This window comes from Streptomyces sp. RLA012 (genome assembly GCF_056270325.1).
On sequence record NZ_JBWDPA010000002.1, the window covers coordinates 10,380,710 to 10,403,073 of the forward strand.

The 22,364-nt window shown below is 70.1% G+C and carries 15 protein-coding genes and 2 pseudogenes; 10 read left to right on the top strand and 7 right to left on the bottom strand.

All coding sequences use genetic code 11. The annotated features are described in order from the left end of the window. The first annotated feature begins 47 nt into the window (after window positions 1–47). Entirely contained in the window at window positions 48–1,481 is a 1,434-nt protein-coding gene (locus RV986_RS47195; protein WP_475923250.1) for a dihydrolipoyl dehydrogenase family protein, read from the top strand. 69 nt (window positions 1,482–1,550) lie between these two features. On the opposite strand, the gene RV986_RS47200 is transcribed toward RV986_RS47195, so the two are convergent. Together RV986_RS47200 and RV986_RS47205 are read right to left on the bottom strand one after the other, a co-directional pair. After that, window positions 1,551–3,137, bottom strand: coding sequence for an ABC-F family ATP-binding cassette domain-containing protein (locus RV986_RS47200; protein ID WP_475923251.1), 1,587 nt, complete (start codon window positions 3,135–3,137; stop codon window positions 1,551–1,553). 157 nt (window positions 3,138–3,294) lie between these two features. Further along, on the bottom strand, window positions 3,295–3,951 hold the full coding sequence (locus RV986_RS47205; protein WP_475923252.1) for a peptide deformylase: 657 nt from the start codon (window positions 3,949–3,951) through the stop codon (window positions 3,295–3,297). 247 nt (window positions 3,952–4,198) lie between these two features. Here RV986_RS47205 and RV986_RS47210 point away from each other — a divergent pair, with 247 nt between their 5' ends. The 4 genes from RV986_RS47210 to RV986_RS47225 all read left to right on the top strand — a co-directional run bounded on the left by RV986_RS47210 (window position 4,199) and on the right by RV986_RS47225 (window position 8,431). Next, complete coding sequence (locus tag RV986_RS47210; protein WP_475923253.1) at window positions 4,199–5,617, top strand: PepSY-associated TM helix domain-containing protein; 1,419 nt, start codon at window positions 4,199–4,201, stop codon at window positions 5,615–5,617. Window positions 5,618–5,648: 31 nt separating this feature from the next. Beyond that, a complete protein-coding gene (locus RV986_RS47215; RefSeq protein ID WP_475923254.1) occupies window positions 5,649–6,128 on the top strand; it encodes a BlaI/MecI/CopY family transcriptional regulator in 480 nt (159 codons plus the stop codon). Between the two features lie 93 nt (window positions 6,129–6,221). Then, on the top strand, window positions 6,222–7,250 hold the full coding sequence (locus RV986_RS47220) for a M56 family metallopeptidase (RefSeq protein WP_475923255.1): 1,029 nt from the start codon (window positions 6,222–6,224) through the stop codon (window positions 7,248–7,250). 161 nt (window positions 7,251–7,411) lie between these two features. Next, the gene (locus RV986_RS47225; RefSeq protein WP_475923256.1) at window positions 7,412–8,431 is read left to right on the top strand and encodes a hemolysin family protein; all 1,020 of its coding nucleotides are present in this window, start codon (window positions 7,412–7,414) and stop codon (window positions 8,429–8,431) included. On the opposite strand, the gene RV986_RS47230 is transcribed toward RV986_RS47225, so the two are convergent. Then, entirely contained in the window at window positions 8,382–8,723 is a 342-nt protein-coding gene (locus RV986_RS47230; protein WP_475923257.1) for a hypothetical protein, read from the bottom strand. The two genes, RV986_RS47225 and RV986_RS47230, sit on opposite strands and share 50 nt — an antisense overlap. Beyond that, window positions 8,720–9,310 (bottom strand): MarR family winged helix-turn-helix transcriptional regulator, encoded by a 591-nt coding sequence (locus RV986_RS47235; RefSeq protein WP_475923258.1) that lies wholly within the window; start codon window positions 9,308–9,310, stop codon window positions 8,720–8,722. Before RV986_RS47235 ends, RV986_RS47230 begins: the two co-directional genes overlap by 4 nt. A 142-nt stretch (window positions 9,311–9,452) precedes the next feature. Here RV986_RS47235 and RV986_RS47240 point away from each other — a divergent pair, with 142 nt between their 5' ends. Together RV986_RS47240 and RV986_RS47245 are read left to right on the top strand one after the other, a co-directional pair. Next, on the top strand, window positions 9,453–10,418 hold the full coding sequence (locus tag RV986_RS47240) for a pirin family protein (protein ID WP_475923259.1): 966 nt from the start codon (window positions 9,453–9,455) through the stop codon (window positions 10,416–10,418). Window positions 10,419–12,227: 1,809 nt separating this feature from the next. After that, a pseudogene (locus RV986_RS47245) lies at window positions 12,228–12,523 on the top strand (transposase family protein); the annotation flags it as partial. 174 nt (window positions 12,524–12,697) lie between these two features. On the opposite strand, the gene RV986_RS47250 reads toward RV986_RS47245, so the two are convergent. The 3 genes and pseudogenes from RV986_RS47250 to RV986_RS47260 all read right to left on the bottom strand — a co-directional run. Beyond that, window positions 12,698–13,126, bottom strand: a complete 429-nt coding sequence (locus tag RV986_RS47250) for a GIY-YIG nuclease family protein (RefSeq protein WP_475923260.1) — start codon at window positions 13,124–13,126, stop codon at window positions 12,698–12,700. Between the two features lie 418 nt (window positions 13,127–13,544). Next, a complete protein-coding gene (locus RV986_RS47255; RefSeq protein WP_475923261.1) occupies window positions 13,545–14,561 on the bottom strand; it encodes a DNA-directed RNA polymerase subunit alpha in 1,017 nt (338 codons plus the stop codon). Between the two features lie 172 nt (window positions 14,562–14,733). Beyond that, window positions 14,734–15,213, bottom strand: a pseudogene (locus RV986_RS47260) (integrase); the annotation flags it as partial. A 195-nt stretch (window positions 15,214–15,408) separates the two neighbouring features. Between RV986_RS47260 and RV986_RS47265 the strand changes: the two are divergent. The 3 genes from RV986_RS47265 to RV986_RS47275 all read left to right on the top strand — a co-directional run bounded on the left by RV986_RS47265 (window position 15,409) and on the right by RV986_RS47275 (window position 22,364). Next, window positions 15,409–17,703: a carbohydrate-binding protein gene (locus RV986_RS47265; protein ID WP_475923262.1), complete on the top strand. Its 2,295-nt coding sequence runs from the start codon at window positions 15,409–15,411 to the stop codon at window positions 17,701–17,703. Window positions 17,704–17,742: 39 nt separating this feature from the next. After that, the gene (locus RV986_RS47270) at window positions 17,743–18,510 is read left to right on the top strand and encodes a discoidin domain-containing protein (RefSeq protein ID WP_475924681.1); all 768 of its coding nucleotides are present in this window, start codon (window positions 17,743–17,745) and stop codon (window positions 18,508–18,510) included. 293 nt (window positions 18,511–18,803) lie between these two features. Next, the gene (locus RV986_RS47275; RefSeq protein ID WP_475923263.1) at window positions 18,804–22,364 is read left to right on the top strand and encodes a choice-of-anchor D domain-containing protein; all 3,561 of its coding nucleotides are present in this window, start codon (window positions 18,804–18,806) and stop codon (window positions 22,362–22,364) included.

Here is a 22,364-nt window from a genome sequence, read left to right on the forward strand (position 1 = left end):
CGCGTACCCGTGTGGCCACGACGCACACCAGCAACCAGACTGACCCCATGACGGAAACGGAATCCATCGCCTACGACGTCGTGGTGCTCGGTGCCGGGCCCGTGGGGGAGAACGTCGCCGACCGCGCCCGCGCGGCCGGCCTCTCCACCGCGGTCGTGGAGAGCGAACTGGTCGGCGGCGAATGCTCGTACTGGGCCTGCATGCCCAGCAAGGCCCTCCTGCGCCCGGTCATCGCCCGCGCCGACGCCCGCCGCGTGCCCGGTCTCAGCCAGGCGGTACAAGGCCCCCTCGATGCCTCCGCGGTCCTCGCGCACCGCGACTACTACACCTCCCACTGGAAGGACGACGGACAGGTCGACTGGCTCAACGGCATCGGAGCCGATCTCCACCGCGGCCACGGACGCCTCGACGGGCCGCGCAGGGTGAGCGTCGAGGGCCCGGACGGCGAGCGGCGCGTCCTCACCGCGCGGCACGCGGTCGCCGTCTGCACCGGCACCCGCGCACTCCTGCCCGGCCTGCCGGGGCTCGCCCAGGTGAAGCCCTGGACCAGCCGCGAGGCCACCAGCGCGCACGAGGTACCGGGCCGGCTGGTCGTGGTGGGCGGTGGTGTCGTCGCCACCGAGATGGCCACGGCCTGGCAGGCACTCGGCTCCCAGGTCACCCTCCTGGTCCGCGGTACGGCGCTGCTGCCCCGCATGGAGCCCTTCGCCGGCGAACTGGTGGCCGACGCGCTGAAGGAGGCGGGCGCGGAGGTCCGCACCGGCACCTCGGTGACCGCGGTGACCCGCGAGGGCTCGACCGTGGTGGTGCTGACGGACGGCGGCGACCGCATCGAGGCCGACGAGATCCTCTTCGCCACCGGCCGCGTGCCCCACACCGACGACATCGGCCTCGACACGGTCGGTCTGGCGCCGGGCTCGTGGCTCGACGTGGACGACAGCCTGCGGGTCGTCGGCAGCAAGTGGCTGTACGGCGTCGGTGACGTCAACCACCGCGCGCTCCTCACCCACCAGGGCAAGTACCAGGCCCGGATCGCGGGCGCCGCCATCGCCGCCCGCGCGGCCGGGGTGCCGCTCCTGGAGTCCGACCCCTGGGGCGCGCACGCGGCGACCGCCGACCACGGGGCCGTCCCCCAGGTCGTCTTCACCGACCCGGAGGCCGCGGCCGTGGGCCTCTCCCTCGCCGAGGCCGAGAGCGCGGGCCTGCGGGTCCGCGCCGTCGACGTCGACATGTCCTCCGTGGCGGGCGCGGGCCTGTATGCCGACGGCTACCGCGGCAAGGCCCGCATGGTCGTCGACCTCGACCGTGAGGTCCTGGTCGGCCTCACCCTGGTCGGTCCCGGCGTCGGCGAACTGATCCACTCGGCGACGGTCGCGGTCGTGGGCCAGGTACCGATCAGCCGTCTGTGGCACGCGGTCCCGTCCTACCCGACGGTGAGCGAGGTGTGGCTGCGGCTGCTGGAGGCGTACCGGGACGTGTGAGCGGCCCGGCCCGATGCCCCGCCGCGCAAGCGGCCGGGCATACGGCCTCGCCGGGCGGACGGCGGCACGTCAGGCGAGCGAGACCAGCTCCAGATACTCCTCGCTCCACAGGTCCTCGTCCGCGTCCGGGAGCAGCAGCACCCGGTCCGGGCGCAGGGCCTCGATGGCGCCCTCGTCATGGGTGACCATGACGATCGCGCCCGGATACGTGCCCACCGCGGCCAGCACCTCGGCACGGGAGGCCGGGTCGAGGTTGTTGGTGGGCTCGTCCAGGAGCAGGACGTTCGCGCCGGAGTGCACGAGCCCGGCCAGGGCGAGCCGGGTCTTCTCGCCGCCCGACAGGACGGCCACCCGCTTGTCGGCGTCGTCCCCGGTGAACAGGAACGAGCCGAGCACACGCCGCACCTCCCCGTCGGTGAGGTGCGGCGCGGCGGCGGCGAGATGACCGCGGACCGTGCCGTCCCGGTCCAGCGTGTCGTGCTCCTGCGCGAAATAGCCCAGCCGCAGCCCGTGCCCCCGGACGACCCGGCCGCCGTCCGGGCTCTCCTGCCCGGCGAGCAGCCGCAGCAGCGTGGTCTTGCCCGCGCCGTTCGGGCCGAGCACCACCAGCCGGCTGCCCCGGTCGACGGCCAGATCGACCCCGCTCAGGACGCGGTGAGCGCCGTACGACTTGGTGAGGGCGACCGTGCCGAGGGGCGTCCGCCCGCAGGGCGCGGGCTCGGGCAGCCGGATGCGGGCCACCTTGTCCCGGCGCCGGACCGGTTCGAGCCCGGCCAGCAGACGGTCGGCGCGCCGGGCCATGTTCTTCGCCGCCATCGCCGTCGAGACGTGCACGCGCATCTTGTCGGCCTGCGCGTGCAGAGCCGCCGCCTTGCGCTCGGCGCCCGCGCGCTCCCGGGCCCGGCGGCGCTCGTCGGCGTCCCGCTGGGCGAGGTAGGCGTGCCAGCCGGTGTTGTGGACGTCGAGCGTGGCGCGCCGCGGGTCGAGGTGGAAGACACGGTTGACGACGGCAGTCAGCAGGGCGGTGTCGTGGCTGATCAGGACCAGACCGCCCTGGTGGTGGGTGAGGAAGCCGCGCAGCCAGACGATCGAGTCGGCGTCCAGGTGGTTCGTCGGCTCGTCCAGCAGCAGGGTGCCCCGGTCCGCGAAGAGGATGCGGGCCAGCTCGACCCGGCGGCGCTGTCCGCCGGACAGCGCGCCCAGCGGCTGGTCCAGCACCCGGGGCGGCAGCCCGAGACCCGCGGCGACCCGGGCCGCCTCGGCCTCGGCCGCGTACCCGCCGCGGGCCTGGAACCCGGCCTCGGCCCGCACATAGGCGGCCATCGCGCGCTCGGTCGCGTCGGCCATCGCGGCCTCGGCCGCCCGCAGCGCGCGTACGGACTCGTCCAGGCCGCGCGCCGACAGGATGCGGTCGGTGACCGTGATCGTGGGATCGGCCGGACGGGAGTCCTGGGGCAGGTGACCGAGCGCCCCCGTACGGGAGATCGACCCGGCGGCGGGCCGCGCCTGCCCCGCGAGGGCGCTGAGCAGGGTGGTCTTGCCCGCGCCGTTGCGGCCGACCAGGCCGATGCGGTCGCCGGGGGAGACATGGAAGGAGATGTCGGACAGCAGCAGACGGGCGCCGACGCGCACGTCGACACCGCGCACGGTGATCATGGAAAACGCTCCGGGGAATCAATCGGCCAAAGGACACACGGGTGGCGTGGAAGCGGGTCCTTGAGCTAAGAGACGCGGGGCGTGGACATGGGATCAGGCTAGCGAGGAGGTCCGGTGGAGCGCCTCCGATTTTCCGTCGCCCGGGGCGGCCCCGGACTCAGTCGGGCAGGGTGAAGCCCAGCGCCGCGGCGGCCTCCCGGGGCGTCGGCTGGCTCCAGCGCTCCGCCATGGCCTGGTTGGAGGAGAGCGAACGCGACTCCGCGCGGTCGAGATAGAGCACACCGTCCAGGTGGTCCGTCTCATGCTGCACGATGCGCGCGGGCCAGCCCGTGAACACCTCGTCGACCGTACGGCCCGTCTCGTCCAGCGCCGTCAGCCGCACCTCGGCGTGCCGGGGCACCACGGCCTGCCAGCCCGGCACGCTCAGACACCCCTCGAAGAACACGGCCCGCCCCGCGCCGACCCCCTCGTACGACGGATTCACCAGGACCCGGAACGGCTGCGGCACCCGCCCGCGCACCTCCCGCACCTCCTCGGACACCGGCGCCGGGTCCTCGATGACCGCGAGCCGCAGCGGTACGCCGACCTGCGGTGCCGCGAGGCCGACGCCCGGCGCCGCGTGCATGGTCGCGCGCAGGGCCGCCACGAAGCGGGTCAGGAGCCCCGGACCGAGCTGGCCCTCGAAGGGCTCGGCGGGGCGGCGGAGCACCGGGTCCCCGGCGGCGACGATGGGCAACGGGCCTTCATGGGCGAGGAGTTCCTCGACCAGATCGCTCAGGGGGCGGGAGGTGCTGAGGTCACGTTCGGATGCCATCGCGCCAGGATGCCAAGCCGGAGCGCGGCAAGCGAATCGGCGCCAGGCGCGTCCGCCTCGCCACCCGGTGTGACCCACGTCACGTGCCCGCTCGGGAACTCCGCCCCTGCGCGCCCCGACTACTGGACCACCACCGGCAGAGAAGCCCGACTTCCCGGCCCACACCCCGTCCCCGTCCCCGTCCCCGTCCCCGTCCCCATGCCCGTCCGAATGTCCACCCCATCCGAACGACCGGAGAAGCCCGCCGATGTCCACCGCTCCCACGATCACGACGGACGATTCCCCGAAACCCGTCGCCCCGGCCCCTTCCCGAACGGCCCCCCTGCGCCCCCTGATACTCCGCCTGCACTTCTACGCCGGAGTGCTGGTCGCACCGTTCCTCCTGATCGCGGCCCTGACCGGCTTCCTGTACGCCGCCTCGTACCAGGCCGAGAAGATCGTCTACGCGGATGAGCTGACCGTCACGGTGGGCGACCACAAGCTGCCGCTGGTCGAGCAGGTGGCCGCCGCCCGCAAGGCCCATCCGCAGGGCACGGTCTCCGCCGTACGGCCCTCACCGGAGGCGGACGCGTCGACCAGGGTGCTGCTCTCCGGAGTCCCGGGCGTCGACGCGGACCACACGCTCGCGGTCTTCGTCGACCCCTACACCGCGAAGGTGCGCGGAGCGCTGGAGCAGTACGGGTCGACCGGCGCCCTCCCGCTGCGCACCTGGATCGACGAACTCCACCGCGATCTGCACCTCGGCGAGAACGGCCGCCTCTACAGCGAACTCGCCGCCAGCTGGCTGTGGGTGATCGCGGGCGGCGGCCTGGTGCTGTGGTTCGGCCGTCGGCGCGCCCGGCGCAAGGTGCGGGGCACGTCCGGACGCCGCCGCACGCTGGGGCTGCACGGCACCGTCGGCGCCTGGGCGGCGGCCGGGTTCTTCTTCCTCTCGGCGACCGGCCTGACCTGGTCGACGTACGCCGGTGCGAACATCGACGAGCTCAGGACCTCGCTCGGCCAGGCGACCCCCTCGGTGTCCGCGTCGGTGTCCGCCCCGGCGGCGGGCGGCGGCGAGCACGCGGGCCACACCGGCACGGGGGCCGACGGGGCCACCACCACGACCACGCCCCAGGACCTGGACAAGATCCTCGCGGCGGCCCGCGCCAAGGGCCTCGGCGACCCCGTCGAGATCGTCCCACCCGCCGACGCCTCCTCCGCGTACGTGGTCAGGCAGGTCCAGCGCAGCTGGCCCGAGAAGCAGGACGCCGTGGCCGTGGACCCGACGACCGGCAAGGTCACCGACGAACTCCGCTTCGCCGACTACCCGCTGCTCGCCAAGCTGACCCGCTGGGGCATCGACGCCCACACCGGTGTGCTTTTCGGCCTCGTCAACCAGCTCGCCCTGATGGCCCTCGCGCTCTGTCTGGTCCTGCTGATCCTGTGGGGGTACCGCATGTGGTGGCAGCGCGGCCGTGCCTCCGCGTTCGGCCGCCCCATCCCGCGCGGCGCCTGGCAGCAGGTCCCGCCGCAGCTCCTCGTCCCGCTCATGGCGGCCGTCGCCCTCCTCGGCTACTTCGTACCGCTGCTCGGTATCCCGCTCGCGGTGTTCATCGCCGTGGACGTCGTCCTTGGCGAGATCGCGCACCGACAGGGCAGGCGCACCGACGGAGGCCAGGTAGCGTGATCCGGTAGGTGAACGCCGGAGGGAGACGGACATGGCGCAGCGCGACCGCGAGGACCCGCACCGGCCTTCCCGACGGCGCGGACAGGGCGAGTTGGAGGGCCAGGTGCTCGCGGCGCTGCGCGCGGCCCAGGCCCCGGTGACCGCCGCCTGGGTACAGGAGCGCCTCGGCGGCGATCTCGCCTACACCACCGTCGTCACCATCCTGACCCGGCTGCTCGCCAAGGACGTGGTGGCCCGCGAACGGCGGGGACGTTCCTTCGTCTGGCGCCCCACGGTCGGTGTCGCGGGCCTCGCGGCGCTCAAGATGCGCCGGCTCCTCGACGGCGAGAGCGACCGCGAGGCCGTCCTCGCCAGCTTCGTCACCGCGCTGCCACCGGACGACGAACAGGTGCTGCGCGCACTCCTGGAGGCGGCGCACGCGCCGGAGGGAACGACTGACGGAACGCCTGACGGGACCGCTGTACAGGACGCCCGGCGGAACGCTGTGGAGGACGCCGGCCGGAACGCCTGACGGGGCGCTGTACAGGACGCCTGACGGGCGCCTGACGGGGCGCTGTGCAGGACGCCGGACGGGACGCCCGGTGGTGCGGAAGACTGACGGCTCATGGGGGTCTTCGTCTTTCTGCCGCTGGTCCTGCCGCTCAGCGCCTGGCCGGTGGCACGCCTGGCCGAACTGCATCTGCAGCTGCATCCGCGCACGGCCACCCGGCTGCTGACGGCGGTCGCCACCGTCATGGCCCTGTGCAGCACCCTCTGTCTGGCGCTGCTGATGGTCGTCGGGACCGCACAGCTGCCCGGCAACCCGCTCCCGGACGGCTGGTCCGACCCCGAGGTCCGCGCGGCCGTCCCGTACGACGAGATCGCGGGCCAGGCGGCGATCCCGGCCCTGGCGCTGGTCCTGGCGGTCTGCGCACGGACCCTGTGGCGCCACCACCGGGTCACCCGCCGCGCCCGCCGGGCACTCGCCGGACTGCCCGCCTCCGCCGTGGTCGTGCTTCCCGAGGAGAAGCCCTACGCCTACGCCCTGCCGGGCCGTCGCCGTGACCGCGTGGTGGTCACCACGGCCCTGCTGCACGGCCTCACCGCGCCGGAGCGCCGCGCCCTGTTCGCGCACGAGCGCGCTCATCTGACGGCCGGTCACCACCGGTATCTGCTCGCCGTACGCCTCGCGGCACGCGCCAACCCGTTCCTGGGGCCGCTGCGTACGGCCGTCGTCTACACCACGGAGCGGTGGGCGGACGAGGACGCGGCCCGGTCGGTCGGAAGCCGCCGGGTGGTGGCACGGGCGATCGGCAAGGCCGCCCTGCTGTCCGGCGGGGGCTCGGTGCCCGCATTCGCAGAAGGGAGTGGAGGCGCGGGGTTCGGCGGGTTCGGCGGGCCCGGCAGTTTCTCTGCTTTCTTCGGTTTCTCCGGTTTCTCCGGTTTCTCCGGGTTCGCATCCGCGGGTCCCGTGCCGCGGCGGGTCGCCGCCCTGCTCCGGCCGGCGCCCGCGGCCCGCAGCTGGCCGTCCGTGTTCACGTCGGTGGGGCTGGCCGCCTGGGGCGCCGCGGTCGGCACGCTCCTGTCCGCGATGTCGTCGGCGAACTCGGCCGTGACGATGGTCCTGATCCTGCGCGCGGCCACACCCCTGTAGGCGGCCTGGGAACTCGTTTGCGAACAGAATCGTTTCCCAGGGCACAGACCGGCCCAGAGGAGCGCTTCCTTGTCCGCCAGACCGACGGACCCCCCGGGACACAGTCCCGGACCACCCCGCCTGATTTCTCTTGATCGCGGCACACAGTGGGGTGGTGTTCGATGAGTGCCGCACTCGGCCTGCTGGCCGTTCTCGTCCTGACCGCCGGCACCGGCTATTTCGTCGCCCAGGAATTCGCGTACGTCGCCGCCGACCGCCTCGCGCTCGCGCGGGAAGCGGCCGCGGGCGACACGCGGGCCACCCGCGCCCTGAAGGTGCTGGAGCGGCTGTCGTTCATGCTTTCGGGCGCCCAGCTCGGTATCACCGTCTGCACACTGGGCCTGGGCTCCGTGTCCAAGCCCGCGATCTCGCACGAACTCGACCCACTGCTGCACCAGGCGGGCCTGCCCAACGGTCTGAGTTACGGCGTGTCCTTCGCGCTCGCGATGTTCGTGGTCGTCTTCCTGCACATGGTGGTCGGCGAGATGGCGCCGAAGTCCTGGGCCATCGCGCACCCGGAGCGGTCCGCCATGCTGCTCACCCCGCCCTTCCGGGCGATGATCCGGGCGGTGCGCCCGCTGATCGTGGGGCTGGACAAGGTGAGCAACGCACTGGTCCGGCTCTGCCGGGTCACCCCGCGCGACGCGCTGGCCTCGGTCCACAACCGTGAGCAACTCACCCATCTCGTCGAGGAGTCGGAGCGGCTCGGCCTGATCAGCAAGGAGGACTCCGAACTGATCACCAGTTCGCTGACCGCGCCGCAGCACCCGGTCGGCGACCTCCAGGTCCCGGCCGACCGCATCACCTCGGTCCCCGCCGACGCCGGGATCGACGCCGTACTGAGCGTCGCCGGCGCCAGCGACCGTACCCGCCTGCTCGTCCGCGACGGGGCCACGGTCGTCGGCTCGGTGCATGCCCGTGACGCCCTGGTCGCCCGTGCCCAGGGTCGCGCCGCGCTCGCCCGCGAGCTGGCCCGTCCCGTACCGGAACTGGCCCCGCACGACACGGTCGCCCACGCCGTCGAACAGCTCCGCCTGCGCCGTGCCTCCCTCGCCGTCGTGCGCGACGACTCGGGTCGGCTGACCGGCCTGGTCAGTCTGGACGACCTGCTGGGCCGGCTGATGGAGCCCAGGGCGGTGTGACACGCGAGGGGCCGGGCACCGTGACGAGGGTCAGTACGCGGTCGGCGGTCGCCAGATCCTCGGCGGGAATGCCCGCGTACAGCTGGGCCGCGATCGCGTGTCCGCCCGTGCGCATCTCCTCGAACACCTCCCGGCCGCGCTCGGTGAGCGACACACGCCCGGAGGCCGGCTCCGCCAGCAGCTTGAGGGCCGTCAACTCGTCGACGGTCTCCTCGGCCGCCGACTCCTGGATCTTCAGTGCTCCGGTCAGCCGCCCGACAAGCCAGGCGCGCTCGACCGTTCCACCGTTCATGACTGCTCCTGGTCGGTGGGTGGGTCGGCGGGTGACTCGACAGGTGACCCGGTGGACGGCTTGGTGGGTGGCTCGGAATGTGTCGCGCCAGGTGATTCGGCAGAGGGATTGAGCGGTACGTCGAGCAGGACCGCCAGCTCGCGGCCGAACGCCGCCGTGCGCTCGCCGTCGAGCCCGCCGAGGGGTTCGAGGAGCTGGTCCAGCAGGTCCTGGACCACCCTGATGGCACGGCGTGCGACTTCGCGCCCGTGCGGCGTGAGCGACAGTTGGACCGCCCGGGGATCGGCGGGGTCCCGCGTCCGGTCGACGACACCCGCCGCCTCCAGGGCGCGGGCCAGCTTCGAGACGTAGAGCGCTTCGAGTCCGGTGTGATCGGCGAGCTGACGCTGACTCGGCCGCCGCCCGGCCCGGTGCATGCCGTACAGCGACGCCACCAGCGAGTACTGGGCATGGGTCAGACCCAGCGGCGCGACCGCCCGGTCGACGGCCACCCGCCATTTCATCGACAGCCGCCAGACGAGGAATCCCGGAGTCGCGTGCTCGGGTACCAAACTCGCACTTGAACTCGCACTTGAACTCGAACTCATAAGAAAAACCATACATGGCTACTATTTTTCGCTGAGCCCGGTGGAAGGTGGGAGAATCCGGGGGAGTCCGAGGAGGTCCCTCGGAGTCCGACGGGCGACGGATGCCTGACGGACGGTCCTTGACGGGGTTAGGTTGTGCGCCATGAGCAATCTTGATCGCGAGGCAGTTCCCGCACTGTGCGGTGGCCGCGGTTTCGTGGTGGCCGAGCCGGTGCGTGAACTCCTCAGTCCCCGTCGGGTCAAGCTCGGCGAGTCCACCGAAGTCCGCCGCCTGCTGCCCAACCTGGGCCGCCGCATGATCGGCGCGTGGTGCTTCGTCGATCACTACGGGCCCGACGACATCGCCGACGAGCCCGGCATGCAGGTCCCGCCGCACCCGCACATGGGACTGCAGACCGTCAGCTGGCTGCACGAGGGCGAGGTGCTGCACCGTGACTCCACGGGCAGCCTGCAGACGATCCGCCCACGCGAACTGGGTCTCATGACCTCGGGCCGGGCCATCAGCCACTCCGAGGAGAGCCCCAAGTCGCACGCCCGCTTCCTGCACGGCGCGCAGCTGTGGGTCGCCCTCCCCGACAGCCACCGCCACACCGAACCGCACTTCGAGCACCACGCCGAACTGCCCCTCGTCACGGCCCCCGGTCTCAAGGCGACGCTCATCCTGGGCACCGTCGACGGCACGGCCTCGCCCGGTACGACGTACACCCCGATCGTCGGCGCCGACCTCGCCCTCGCGCACGGCACCGACGTACGACTGCCGCTGGAGCCCGACTTCGAGTACGCCGTCCTGTCCATGTCCGGCGAGGCGCACGTCGACGGCGTACCGCTGCTGCCGGGCTCGATGCTCTACCTCGGCTGCGGCCGCAGCGAACTCCCTCTGCGTGCCGAGTCGGACGCGGGCCTCATGCTCCTCGGCGGCGAGCCGTTCGAGGAGGAGCTGATCATGTGGTGGAACTTCATCGGACGGTCCAACGAGGACATCGCACAGGCCCGTGCGGACTGGATGACGAGCTCCCGATTCGGTGAGGTGGTGGGGTACGACGGGGCTCCACTGCCCGCTCCTGAACTCCCGCCCGTACCACTGAAACCGCGCGGAAGAGTGCGCTGACCTGGGGTTCCAGCGCTGGTGCAGGCCTCTCGCGGGACGCGGCTGTCCCCGCCCGACACCCCGTTTTCCCGAGGGGCCGATCGCCCCTGCGAAGTCCATCGACGGACAACGCTGCGTTCTCCTGTCCGGCCATCTGCAGGCGGGTTCAGTCGGCCTGATGCTGACCCAATGCTGACTTTCCTGACGGGGCGTCACTTGTGCTGGGGCAAGGCGTCCCCAAGTGCCTGGGTGACGAAGGGGAGGAGACGTTCGTGACGAGGGGGCTCATATGGGAATCCCCCAATGTCCCGGCGTGCCGCTGCTGCCGTACTCAGCCTTGGACGGACCGCCATGGGGAGGGTATGGCTGCAGCGACGGGCTTCGGAGGCGGCTTGTCGGCAGGCCAGGCTCTGCTTCAGAACGGGTGAACGGCAGCCAGCGGGTTCTTGGTCTGCTGGTGGTACAGAGGCAGCGCATCGCTGACCAGCGCAGTGCAGCAGATCGTGCACCGGGGCAGCACCGGTTCAGTGCGGCTGCTGCTGGTGTTGCTCGTGGTTTCCAGTCAGGGGTAAGGAAGCTAAGGGCGAATCTGAGGAAATCCATGATGTGCAGCTGTGAATGCGCTGGGTAATCGAGCCTCCAACTAGGCATGATTCAAAGCGAGTTGGGGACTCGGAAGGGTGGCGGCGGCAGTGAACCGCCCCCGTTTGGCAGCGGACAGACGGGCCATACGTCCTGGACCTGCGATGTCGAGACCGGATTTGGGGCATTTCTGCCGCCTATGACAGCGGCCCCCGGTCGTGTCGGGGGTGCACCGCTGAACTGCCAAAGAAGTGGGTCCCGTCCGCCGTCCGCCCGCCGCCAAGTTGATCGGATGCGTCTCACCAAGTACAGCCACGCCTGCGTCCGCATCGAAGACGGTGACTGTGCGCTCGTCATCGACCCGGGTATCTCCATGGCGGCCTTCGGAGTGTGGACGATGAGCCTCTCCGGCCCGGGGACCTCCGTCACGATGTGTGCGTTTCTGGCCTGTGATTGCGAGACTCTGCCCGCTTCCGGCGAGGCGATGATCCGGTGGTCGATGGTCATTGCAGTTGGGATGGCTGAGCTTCGCAAGGGTGGTGATGGCACTGGACCCGGGTAGGCGAGCGTAGTGCCCACTCTCCAAGACGGTCGCCACCGGGACCTGGGACGGCCGGTCCACCGCCACGCAGTTCGCGGCGGGCATCCGGACCATGCGAGCGCAGAGGGCCCCGGTGAACTACGCCACCTTCGAGACCGGCACGATCGAGCCGCCCGGCTCCACCGTCAATGCGCACCCGGCCACCTGGCGGGAACGAGGCCGCCGGCCGGGGCCTCGGGGCCTTGTACACCAAGGCGCGCAGGGGCGACAACGACGCCTTCTACATCAAGGCGCCGGGAGCGGAGGGCTGCCGTCCCGATGAGGTGTGCGTGGTCAGCCCGTAATCCCTGAGCCGCTCGGCAGGTTGGCGGTCCGACGCATCATGCTCCGGGCCGCCGCTCTGCCCTACTCCCACCTCACGAAGGCATCGTCGCCTGTGCCGGACAGATGAGGTGCCACCGGATCGGCATAGCCGGGCAGGCGGACCTCCGTCCCCCCGGTCAGAGCGTCGAGAAGGCCCCGGAACATGTGCGAGAGGCTGTTCCACACCTTTTCCGGCCCCTCCGTGTCCCCGGCGTGCAGCCCGTAGAGCACGTTCCCGAACCGGTCTCCGTCACGATGGTCGACGATGAGCTTTCCTCCGGTGATGTCCGAGGCGATCGGAACCCACCGGGCATGGAACGCGCCGCACTCACAGCCCGATCGACGCCCCGAACCGGCTCGCGGCCACGCTGAACGTCCCCGCCCTGACCGACCTCGGGCACGAGAATGCCGGCGACGGCTTCCGCCACCCGGTCAAGAAGCCGAAAGGTCGTGAACTCGACGTCGAACAGCAGACGTTCAACAAGGTCATCCGTGGTATCCACACGGTGGCCGGGCGCGCCAACGCCCTGCTCAAGGTGGCCTTCAAGGCCGCCGGCTCAGCCTGGACCCGGCAAGCATCACCCGCATCGCCCGAGCCGCCCACGTCCTGTTCCAGCTCGAACACGGCCGCACCACCTGAACGAAGACCACCAACCGTCGCGAGAGGTTGACGAGAAGGGTTCACTGAGAGCCGGGCTGCTTGTCCGGACGGGACCGGCGTTGGCGTAGGAGAAGTCTCGTGCCTGCTTGATGCGATCCCGGGGGGCGCCGTGGTCTGCTCCGGCCAGGTTCAGTGGTGGGCACAGGCCGACCATCAGGTCCGTCTCCAGTGGGACCGGGTCGGCGTGCTCGCTCCAGGTGAGTGCGAGGTGTTGGTGCATCCAGTCGGTGAGGCGTGTTCGTCCTCGGGGATCAGGACGACACGGTCGGTCCAAGTGGTGCGGTAGCCCCCGGCGGGCATGAGGAGTCCGGCGAGGGTGCGGCGCAGGGTGGAGCGTCCGGAATCCCTCAAGTGGTTCGAGGCGATAGGGGAGCGCAGCCGACTGGCCTTACCCAGGTAGAGCAGTCGCGATGCGGAATCGCTCAAGTTGACCGGCCCGGGGAAGGGGGCCGGGACCTCGGGCGGCGCCCACCAGGCGTACAGGCCCGGGGCCGCGGGCAGCGCAGCGACCGCGGCGCTCAAGGTGCGAGGCGCGGACAGCAGATGGGCGGTGGCCTGCCGAACGGTTGGGCCATCGAGCATGGGCGCACCCTAGGAGCGACTGGGCGGACCCGCCACCGCCTGAGACATGGCCGACCGCGCATTTCCTCCCGATGGCGCTCGTCTGTACGTGCCCGCACACCACACTGTCCCCAGTTCCTCTGCGGTCAGGTGCCTGACGTACGCCCACGTGTGGTCGATGCCGGCCGGGGTCGCCTCGCGCCAGACCAGCTGGGGTGACGCCCACAGCAGGCAAGGCCGGAAGCCGGCGACCGTCGGCCGGCCGAGCAGCGGATTGTAGGTGAAGCGCCGGAGCTGCGCCGTTTCGTCGTCGGCTGCCTTCGCCGGGTTTTGCGCGCGGGCGCGGACCCGGTAGAGGTCGCCCAGCGGGCAGGGAACAGCGTGGAGGTTCACCTGTCCCCGTCCGCAAAGTATCTCTATGACCGGCGCGGCGCAGCGTTCAGTATTGCTCGGTCTCCACGAAACCCGCGTCCGCGTCGTTGTCCGCACCGATGGCGGCGGCGGTCGGGTTGAATCCGGGCGGGCTGTCCTTGAGGCCCAGGCCCAGGCCGGCGAGCTTTTCCTTGACCTCGTCGATGGACTTCGCACCGAAGTTGCGAATGTCCAGGAGGTCGGCCTCGGAGCGGGCGACGAGTTCACCCACGGAGTGGACGCCCTCGCGCTTGAGGCAGTTGTATGAGCGGACGGTGAGGTCGAGCTCCTCGATGGGCAGTACCAGGTCGGCGGCGAGGGCGGCGTCCGTGGGGGTCGGGCCCATGTCGATGCCCTCGGCGTCGATGTTGAGCTCGCGGGCGAGCCCGAAGAGCTCGACCAGCGTCTTACCGGCCGACGCCATGGCGTCACGGGGACGCATGGCCTGCTTGGTCTCGACGTCGACGATCAGCTTGTCGAAGTCGGTGCGCTGCTCGACACGGGTCGCCTCGACCTTGTAGGTGACCTTGAGAACGGGCGAGTAGATCGAGTCGACCGGGATGCGCCCGATCTCCTGACCGACCTGCTTGTTCTGCACGGCGGAGACGTAGCCGCGACCGCGCTCGACGGTCAGCTCCATCTCCAGCTTGCCCTTGCCGTTGAGGGTGGCGAGGACGAGGTCGGGGTTGTGCACCTCGACACCGGCCGGGGGCGCGATGTCGGCGGCGGTGACCAGACCCGGGCCCTGCTTGCGCAGGTACATCACGACCGGCTCGTCGTGCTCGCTGCTCACGACCAGCTGCTTGATGTTGAGGATGAGGTCGGTGACGTCCTCCTTGACGCCCGGCACGGTGGTGAACTCGTGCAGAACGCCGTCGATGCGGATGCTGGTGACAGCAGCGCCGGGGATCGACGAGAGGAGGGTGCGGCGGAGGGAGTTGCCGAGGGTGTAGCCGAAGCCCGGCTCCAGCGGCTCGATCACGAACCGGGAGCGGAATTCGTCGACGACCTCTTCGGTGAGGGACGGACGCTGAGCGATCAGCACGTGGTGTTGCCTCCAGTGGTTTGGCGCCCGCTGTGTGACGCTGTAGACACCACGAAGGGTACGGGCGATACGGACGGTTCGGCCTCCGGAGAGGGCGAACCGCCCGACTTCAACCCAGCGAGGTGGCTTCGGGTCCTCCTTCCGCCCGCAGTCCCACGGCCGTTTCTGCTTTGCCCGCGCCCTCCAGGTCCGTGAGGAGGTTGCGCCCGAGCTGCACGAGCCATTCCGCGGTCGGGTGTGCGGTGGCGCCGAGGAATCCGGATACGCCTCGTTGAATGCTCGATGACCGCGAAGTTCTTTGAGGATCTCCCAGATGGTCGAGCGGCGACCTTGACGCCGAGTGCGGCGGGCTCGGCGTGGATGCGGCGATCTCCCCACGCGCTGTTCTCGCTGGTCAGGCGCAGGACCAGGGCGCGGATCGAGCGGATCGGGGTGGGCGTCCGTGAGGTTTCGGCGCGCAGGTCGCAGCATGGCGTCGCTTGAGCAGATCGCGGTGCCACCGCAAGAGCCTGTCGGGGCGTACCGGTAGCAGGAGGTGCCGGAGCCTGTCCTTCGGGAGGTGGTGGAGCAGGCCGGCGAGCACAGCATGCTCAACCAGCCTGACACGCCCACCCCGCGAGCACCGGCCGTTTGCGACCTTCTGCAGGTGCAGACCTTGGACGGGAATCTCTGCACCGGCAAGGCGCCGAGGGGCCATGCCACGCTCCATCCGATATTTGCGTACTGAAGTAAGAAACTTGCAACAACTTGCGTGGCTCATTCTTTAGTTCGTCAGAATCTAGCGGGGTGGATGAGGGCTCTGTACGGTCGGGGCGCCGGTTTCCCGCACTCCTTGAAGGAGCATCAGATGCTGACGATCCCCAGACCCCGGCGACCGGCGGTGGCCGCTGTCGCCGCGGTCGGCGCGATGTGCGTGTCCGTCTTACCGGCCGCCGCCACACAGGAGGCGCCGCCGTCCAAGGCGGCAGCGAGCGCGGCGGTGGGTGCGACGACGCCGTTCTCGGTCTACGAGGCCGAGGCGGGAATGCCGGGCGGGGGTGCGGCCGTCCGGTCGCTGACCTCGGCCCCGACGACGCAGTACTCAAGCGCCGCCTTGGAGGCTTCGGGCCATTCCTATGTCCACCTGGGCGGCACGGGCCAGTCGGCGCAGTGGACGAACACCATCGGGCAGCCGATCTCCTTCCTCAACGTCCGCGCCAGCATCCCGGATTCGGCATCCGGCGGCGGCATCACCGGAACGCTGAACCTGTACGTCAACGGGGTGTTCCGGCAGGCGCTGAACCTCAACTCACGGCAGAGCTGGGTGTACGAGGGCAACGGCAACTACAACACGAGCGACAACCAGAACCCGGCCGACGGCGACCCGAGGGTCTTCTGGGACGAGTCGCACACCTTCGTCACCGGGTCCCCGATCCCGGCGGGCGCCACGTTCTCGCTGCGTAAGGACTCCGACAACGGCGCGTCCTTCTACGACGTGGACTCCGTCGACGTGGAGAACCCGCCCGCGCCGCTGACGCAGCCGACGAACTCGATCTCGATCACGAGTTGCGGTGCGGTGGCGGACAACAATCCGACCAACGGCGCGGCCGACAGCCAGTCGGTGGACAGCCGAGCCGCCATCCAGACCTGCATCGACCAGGCCCAGCAGGAGGGTAAGACCCTGTGGATCCCGCAGGGCACCTTCTACGTGAAGGGGACCGCGGGACTGAACGCACAGGGGATCACCATCGCGGGCGCGGGCCTGTGGTACAGCACGATCTACCGTGACGTCCCGGTCCCCAACAGCACACCGCTGGCGGCCCTGTTCGACCTGACCTCCTGCACGGTGCGTAACTTCCACATCGACGCCAACGCCGTCAGCCGGAGCACCATCGGCGGGGACGGCGGCGCGATGGACACCACCGGCACCGGCTGGCTGGCCGACGGCATCTGGACCCAGCACACCATGTCGGGCTTCTGGGCCTCCGGCACCGGCGGGAAGGTACAGAACAGCAGGCTGACGTCGATCTGGGCGGACGGAATCAACGTCAACAACGTCTCGCTGGGCGCGGACACCGGGAACAACCTGACGGTCACCAACAACTTCGTCCGCGGCACCGGGGACGACGCGATCGCCATCAACTCGGTGAACTACAACACCAACAGCGACGGTTCCCAGACCTCCTACAACCCGATGAGCAATGTCACCGTCAGCGACAACACCTCGATCGCACCATGGGGCGGCAAGGGCGTCGGGATCTATGGGGGCAGCGGCCACCAGGTCAAGAACAACTACATCAGCGACACCGCACGCTACATCGGTCTGGGCGCCGGGCGCTTCGGTGTCAACGGCAGCGACCTGCTGTCCGCGACCGTGACGGGCAACACCGTGGTCCGCTCCGGCGGCAACGCCTACAGCCAGGGCCAGCCCGCCCTGCACATCGGCAACGGCGGCGACGGACAGAACACCGGGATCGTCGACAAGGTCACGGTGACCGACAACACCGTCACCGACTCCCTCTACGACGGGATCGCCTTCTCGACCTCGACCAACACCCTGCTGCAGAACAACACCGTCAACAGCCCCGGGCGCAACGGCATCGCGATCTCGCCGTCGTTCTACCCCGCGCCCACCGGCTCCGCGACGATCACCGGCAACACGGTCACCGGACTCGGCTCCGGCGCCTCGGCCTTCGTCAACAACTCCACCGGGTTCGTCGCGACGCTGAGTGACAACCACTGGCCGCCGCCCGCTCCCGAGGGTCCTTACGGCGGCACCCCTGCCGCCGTGCCCGGCACGGTGCAGGCGGAGAACTACGACACCGGCGGCCAGGGGGTGGCGTACAACGTCACCTCCGTCAACGGCAACGCCAACTCCTACCGTGCCGACGGCGTGGACCTGGACAACACCTCGGACACCGGGGGCGGTTACAACCTGGGCTGGACCGGCGGCGGACAGTGGTTCCGCTGCACCGTGGACGTCGCCACGGCCGGCACCTACACCCTCAGCCTCCGGGTCGCGGCTCCGTCCGCGGTGGCAGGCGCGCTGCACCTGTCGGACGCCTCCGGCACCAACCTCACCGGAGCCGTCGACCTGCCCGCCACCGGCGACTGGCAGACCTGGGCCACTGTGACCACGCATGTGGTCCTGCCTGCGGGCTGACAGATTCTGACGCTCAACCAGGACAGCGGCGGCTGGAACATCAACTACCTCGGCCTCGCCGCGGGGAGCGGCTCACCGCAGGCCACCCTGACCGCGTCTCCCGGATCACTGACCTTCGCCGACCAGGCGGTGAACACGACCAGCGCCGCGCAGACCGTCACCGTCACCAATTCCGGCACCGCCACCGCCTCGATCACCGGGGTCACCGCCGGCGGTGACTTCGCCCAGACCAACACCTGCGGCACCTCCCTGGCCGCCGGCGCGAACTGCACGGTCTCCGTCACCTTCACACCCACCGCCTCCGGCACCCGCACCGGCGCCCTCACTCTCACCGGCAATCAGTCCAACAACCCCACCACGGTGGCCCTGTCGGGCACCGGCACCGACACCACCGGGACCAACCTCGCCGCCGGCAAGCCCGCCGGCGAGTCCAGCCACACCGACGTATACCCGTCGTCGAACGTGACGGACGGCAACCAGGGCTCCTACTGGGAAAGCGCCAACAACACGTTTCCGCAGTGGGTCCAGGTCGACCTGGGCTCGGCCCGGAGCGCCTCCCGCGTGGTCCTGCAGCTGCCCGCCACCTGGGGCGCCCGCACCCAGACCCTGACCCTGGGCGGCAGCACCGACGGCACCACCTTCACCACTCTGAAGTCCTCAGCCGCTTACACCTTCGACCCGAGCACCAGGAACACCGTCACGCTCACCTTCCCCGCTGCCACCCAGCGCTACTTCCGGGTCACCATCACCGCCAACAACGGCTGGCCCGCGGGCCAGGTCTCCGAATTCCAGATCTGGACCTCCTGACCCCACCCTCTCCACGGTGCCGCCGGACACACCGTCCGGCGGCACCGCCATGTGCGCGGCCTGCGCGGTCCGGTGCTGGGCGCACCCTCAAGACGGCACATTAGATCTTGCAGGCTAAATTTTTATTGTTGCAATGTTCTGTCTACTTCTTGCGTGTCCGTGTCGACGATATTACGGTCCCCCACGCGTCGTTACCGCCCCCTGCCTTCCCCCCGCTCCCTTTGAGCCCGTCCCTCCCTCCCTGGCGGCGTCAGCGGCACAGTTCCGGCATTTCGTGATGAAAGGAGTGGCACGTGTTCCATTCCATCCGAGATCTGAGACGCGTCCTCGTCTGGGCGGTGAGCACCGCGATGCTGGCCGCCGTCGGCGTCGTCGCACTGGCCGTCCAACCCGCCTGGGCGGCGTCCACCGCCACCGGCGGCAGCGGCGCGAGCCTGCCGTACGTCGAGGTCCAGGCGGAGAACTCCGCCACCAACGGCACGCCCATCGGCCCGAGCTACACCCAGGGCCAGTTGGCCGACGAGGCGTCGTACCGCAAGGCGACGACACTGCAGGGCACCGGCAAGTACGTCACGTTCACCACGCCGGTGGCGACCAACTCGATCAACTTCCGGTACAGCATCCCCGACACCTCGGGCGGCTCGGTCTACACCGCCCCGCTGTCGCTGTACATCGACGACGTCAAGCAGCCGAACTTCACCCTGACCAACGCCTACAGCTGGTACTACGGCAGCTACCCCTTCACCAACACGCCGGGCAGCAACCCGCACCACTTCTACGACGAGGCCCACCGCCTGTTCTCCACCACCTATCCGGCGGGAACGACCTTCAAGCTGCAGGTCGATGCGGAGGACACCGCCTCCTCGTACACGATCGACTTCGCCGACTTCGAGCAGGTCGGCGCCGCCCTGACCGCACCCTCGGGGTCGGTGTCGGTGACCAGCAAGGGCGCCGACGCGACCGGTGTGGCCGACGCGACCAGCGCGTTCAACGCGGCGATCAGCTCGGCAGGACCCGGCGGCACCGTGTGGATCCCGCCGGGCACCTTCAACATCCCCGGCCACATCAGCGTCAACAACGTCACGATCGCCGGCGCCGGCATGTGGTACTCGACCGTCATCGGCACGGCACCCGGCTTCTACGGCAACTCGGCGCCCTCGGCGAGCACCAATGTGCGCCTGCAGAACTTCGCGATCTTCGGCAATGTGCAGGAACGCGACGACAGCGCCCAGGTCAACGGCATCGGCGGCGCGATGAGCAACTCGACCGTCTCCAGCCTCTGGATCGACCACATGAAGGTCGGCGCCTGGATGGACGGACCGATGGACGGGCTGACGTTCACCGGCCTGCGCATCCGTGACACCACCGCGGACGGCATCAACTTCCACGGCGCCGTCACCAACTCGAAGGTGACCAACAGCGACATCCGCAACACCGGCGACGACGGCATCGCCACCTGGGCGGACTCCGGCATCGGTGCCGACGCCAACGACACGATCTCCGACAACACCGTGTCACTGCAGATCCTCGCCAACGCCATCGCGATCTACGGCGGCCACGACAACACCGTCAGCGGCAACCGCGTGGTGGACACCGGCCTCGCCCAGGGCGGCGGCATCCACGTGGGGCAGCGCTTCACGTCGACGCCGGTCGGCACCACCACAATCTCCGACAACACCATGATCCGGGCCGGCAGCCTCGACCCGAACTGGCAGTTCGGGGTCGGCGCCCTGTGGTTCGACGGCAGCCAGGGCGCGATCACCGGCCCGATCAACGTGACCAACGCGCTGATCCAGCAGAGTCCGTACGAAGCCGTCCAGTGGGTCGAGGGCACCATCAGCGGGGTCAACCTCAGCAACGTGACCATCGCCGGCACCGGAACCTTCGCCCTGCAGGAACAGACCGGCGGCGCCGCCAAGTTCACCAACGTCACGGCGACCGGCGTCGGTTACTCGTCCCCGGTGTACAACTGCTCGGGCGGCAACTTCGTCGTCACCGACGGCGGCGGCAACTCCGGCATCAGCGGCACGCCGTACTGCGGCGGCTGGCCGGCACCGGTCTACCCGCCCTACCCGCCCGAAGGCGTGACGGCCACCCCCGGCGCGCTCAACTTCGGTTCGGTCGCGACCGGTTCGACGAGCGCCGCCCAGACCGTGACGGTCTCCAACCCGACCAACACCGCCGCGTCCGTCGCGTCGATCTCCGCCGGCGGCGACTACTCCCAGACCAACACCTGCGGCTCGTCGATCGCGGCGAACGGCTCGTGCACCGTCAGTGTGAAGTTCGCGCCGACCGCGACCGGCAACCGTAGCGGCGCTCTGACCGTCAACGCGGGCGGGGTCACCAACACGGTCAGCCTCTCCGGTACCGGCACCGCGCCGGGCCCGGTGCTGAACACCGACCCGGCGAGCCTGTCCTTCGCCGCCACGGTGGTCGGCTCGTCGGCCACCGCGCAGACGGTGACGGTGACGAACTCGGGCACCGCGTCGGCGACCGTCTCGGCCGTGGCGGCGACCGGTGACTTCAGCCAGACCAACAACTGCTCCACCCTCGCGGTCGGCGCGTCCTGCACGGTGACCGTCGGGTTCAAGCCCACCGCAGGCGGATCGCGCGCGGGCAACCTGACCGTCACCAGCAACGCCAACAACAGCCCAACTGTCGTCTCCCTGACCGGCAACGGCATCGACAGCACCACCAACATCGCCGCCGGGCGGCCCGCGACGGCGAGTTCGAGCAACAGCCCGTACGTCGCCTCGAACCTCACCGACCCGGACGCCTCGACGTACTGGGAGGGCACGCTCGGTTCGTTCCCGCAGTGGGCCCAGGTCGACCTCGGCCAGAACTACAGCGTCGGCAAGGTCGTGCTCAAGCTCCCGCCGGCGACGGCGTGGTCGGCTCGCACGCAGACCCTGTCGGTGCAGGGATCCACTGACGGTTCGAGCTTCTCGACGATCAAGGCATCGGCCGGGTACACCTTCGACCCGAACGCCAACAACAACACGGTGACCATCACGTTCAGCGCGGCCACGGCGAGATATGTGCGGGTGAACATCACCGCCAACACAGGGTGGAACGCCGCCCAGTTGTCGGACTTCGAGGTGTTCCCCAGCGACGGCGGCTCCTCGAACGCGACCCTGTCGACCAGCCCGACGTCGCTGTCGTATCCCACCCAGGCGCTCAACACCACCAGCAGCGCACAGACGGTCACGGTGACCAACACCGGAACCGCGGCCGCGACCGTCTCCGGCATCACCGTCACGGGCGACTTCTCGCAGACCAACAACTGCGGGACGTCGATCGCGGCGAACGCCTCCTGCACGGTCAACGTCACGTTCAGGCCCACCGCGTCCGGCACCCGCACCGGTGATCTCAGCATCGCCAGCAACGCGTCGAACGGCACGACCACGGTCGCGCTGACCGGCACCGGGGCCGGCACGGTGAGCAGGAACCTGGCAGCCGGCGCGGCCACCACCGAGTCCAGCCACACCGACGTGTACGCGTCGTCGAACGTGACGGACGGCAACCAGGGCTCCTACTGGGAGAGCGCCAACAACGCCTTCCCACAGTGGGTCCAGGTGGATCTCGGTTCCGCGCAGAGCGCCGACCGCGTCGTCCTCCAGCTCCCGGCGGGCTGGGGCGCCCGTAACCAGACGCTGTCCCTGTCGGGCAGCACCGACGGCGCCGCCTTCACCACCATCAAGTCGTCGGCCATGTACACCTTCGACCCCGCCACCAACAACACGGTCACCATCACGTTCCCCGCGGCCACCCAGCGATACGTCCGGGTGAACATCACGGCGAACAACGGCTGGCCGGCCGGTCAGATCTCGGAATTCCAGGTCTGGAACACCTGA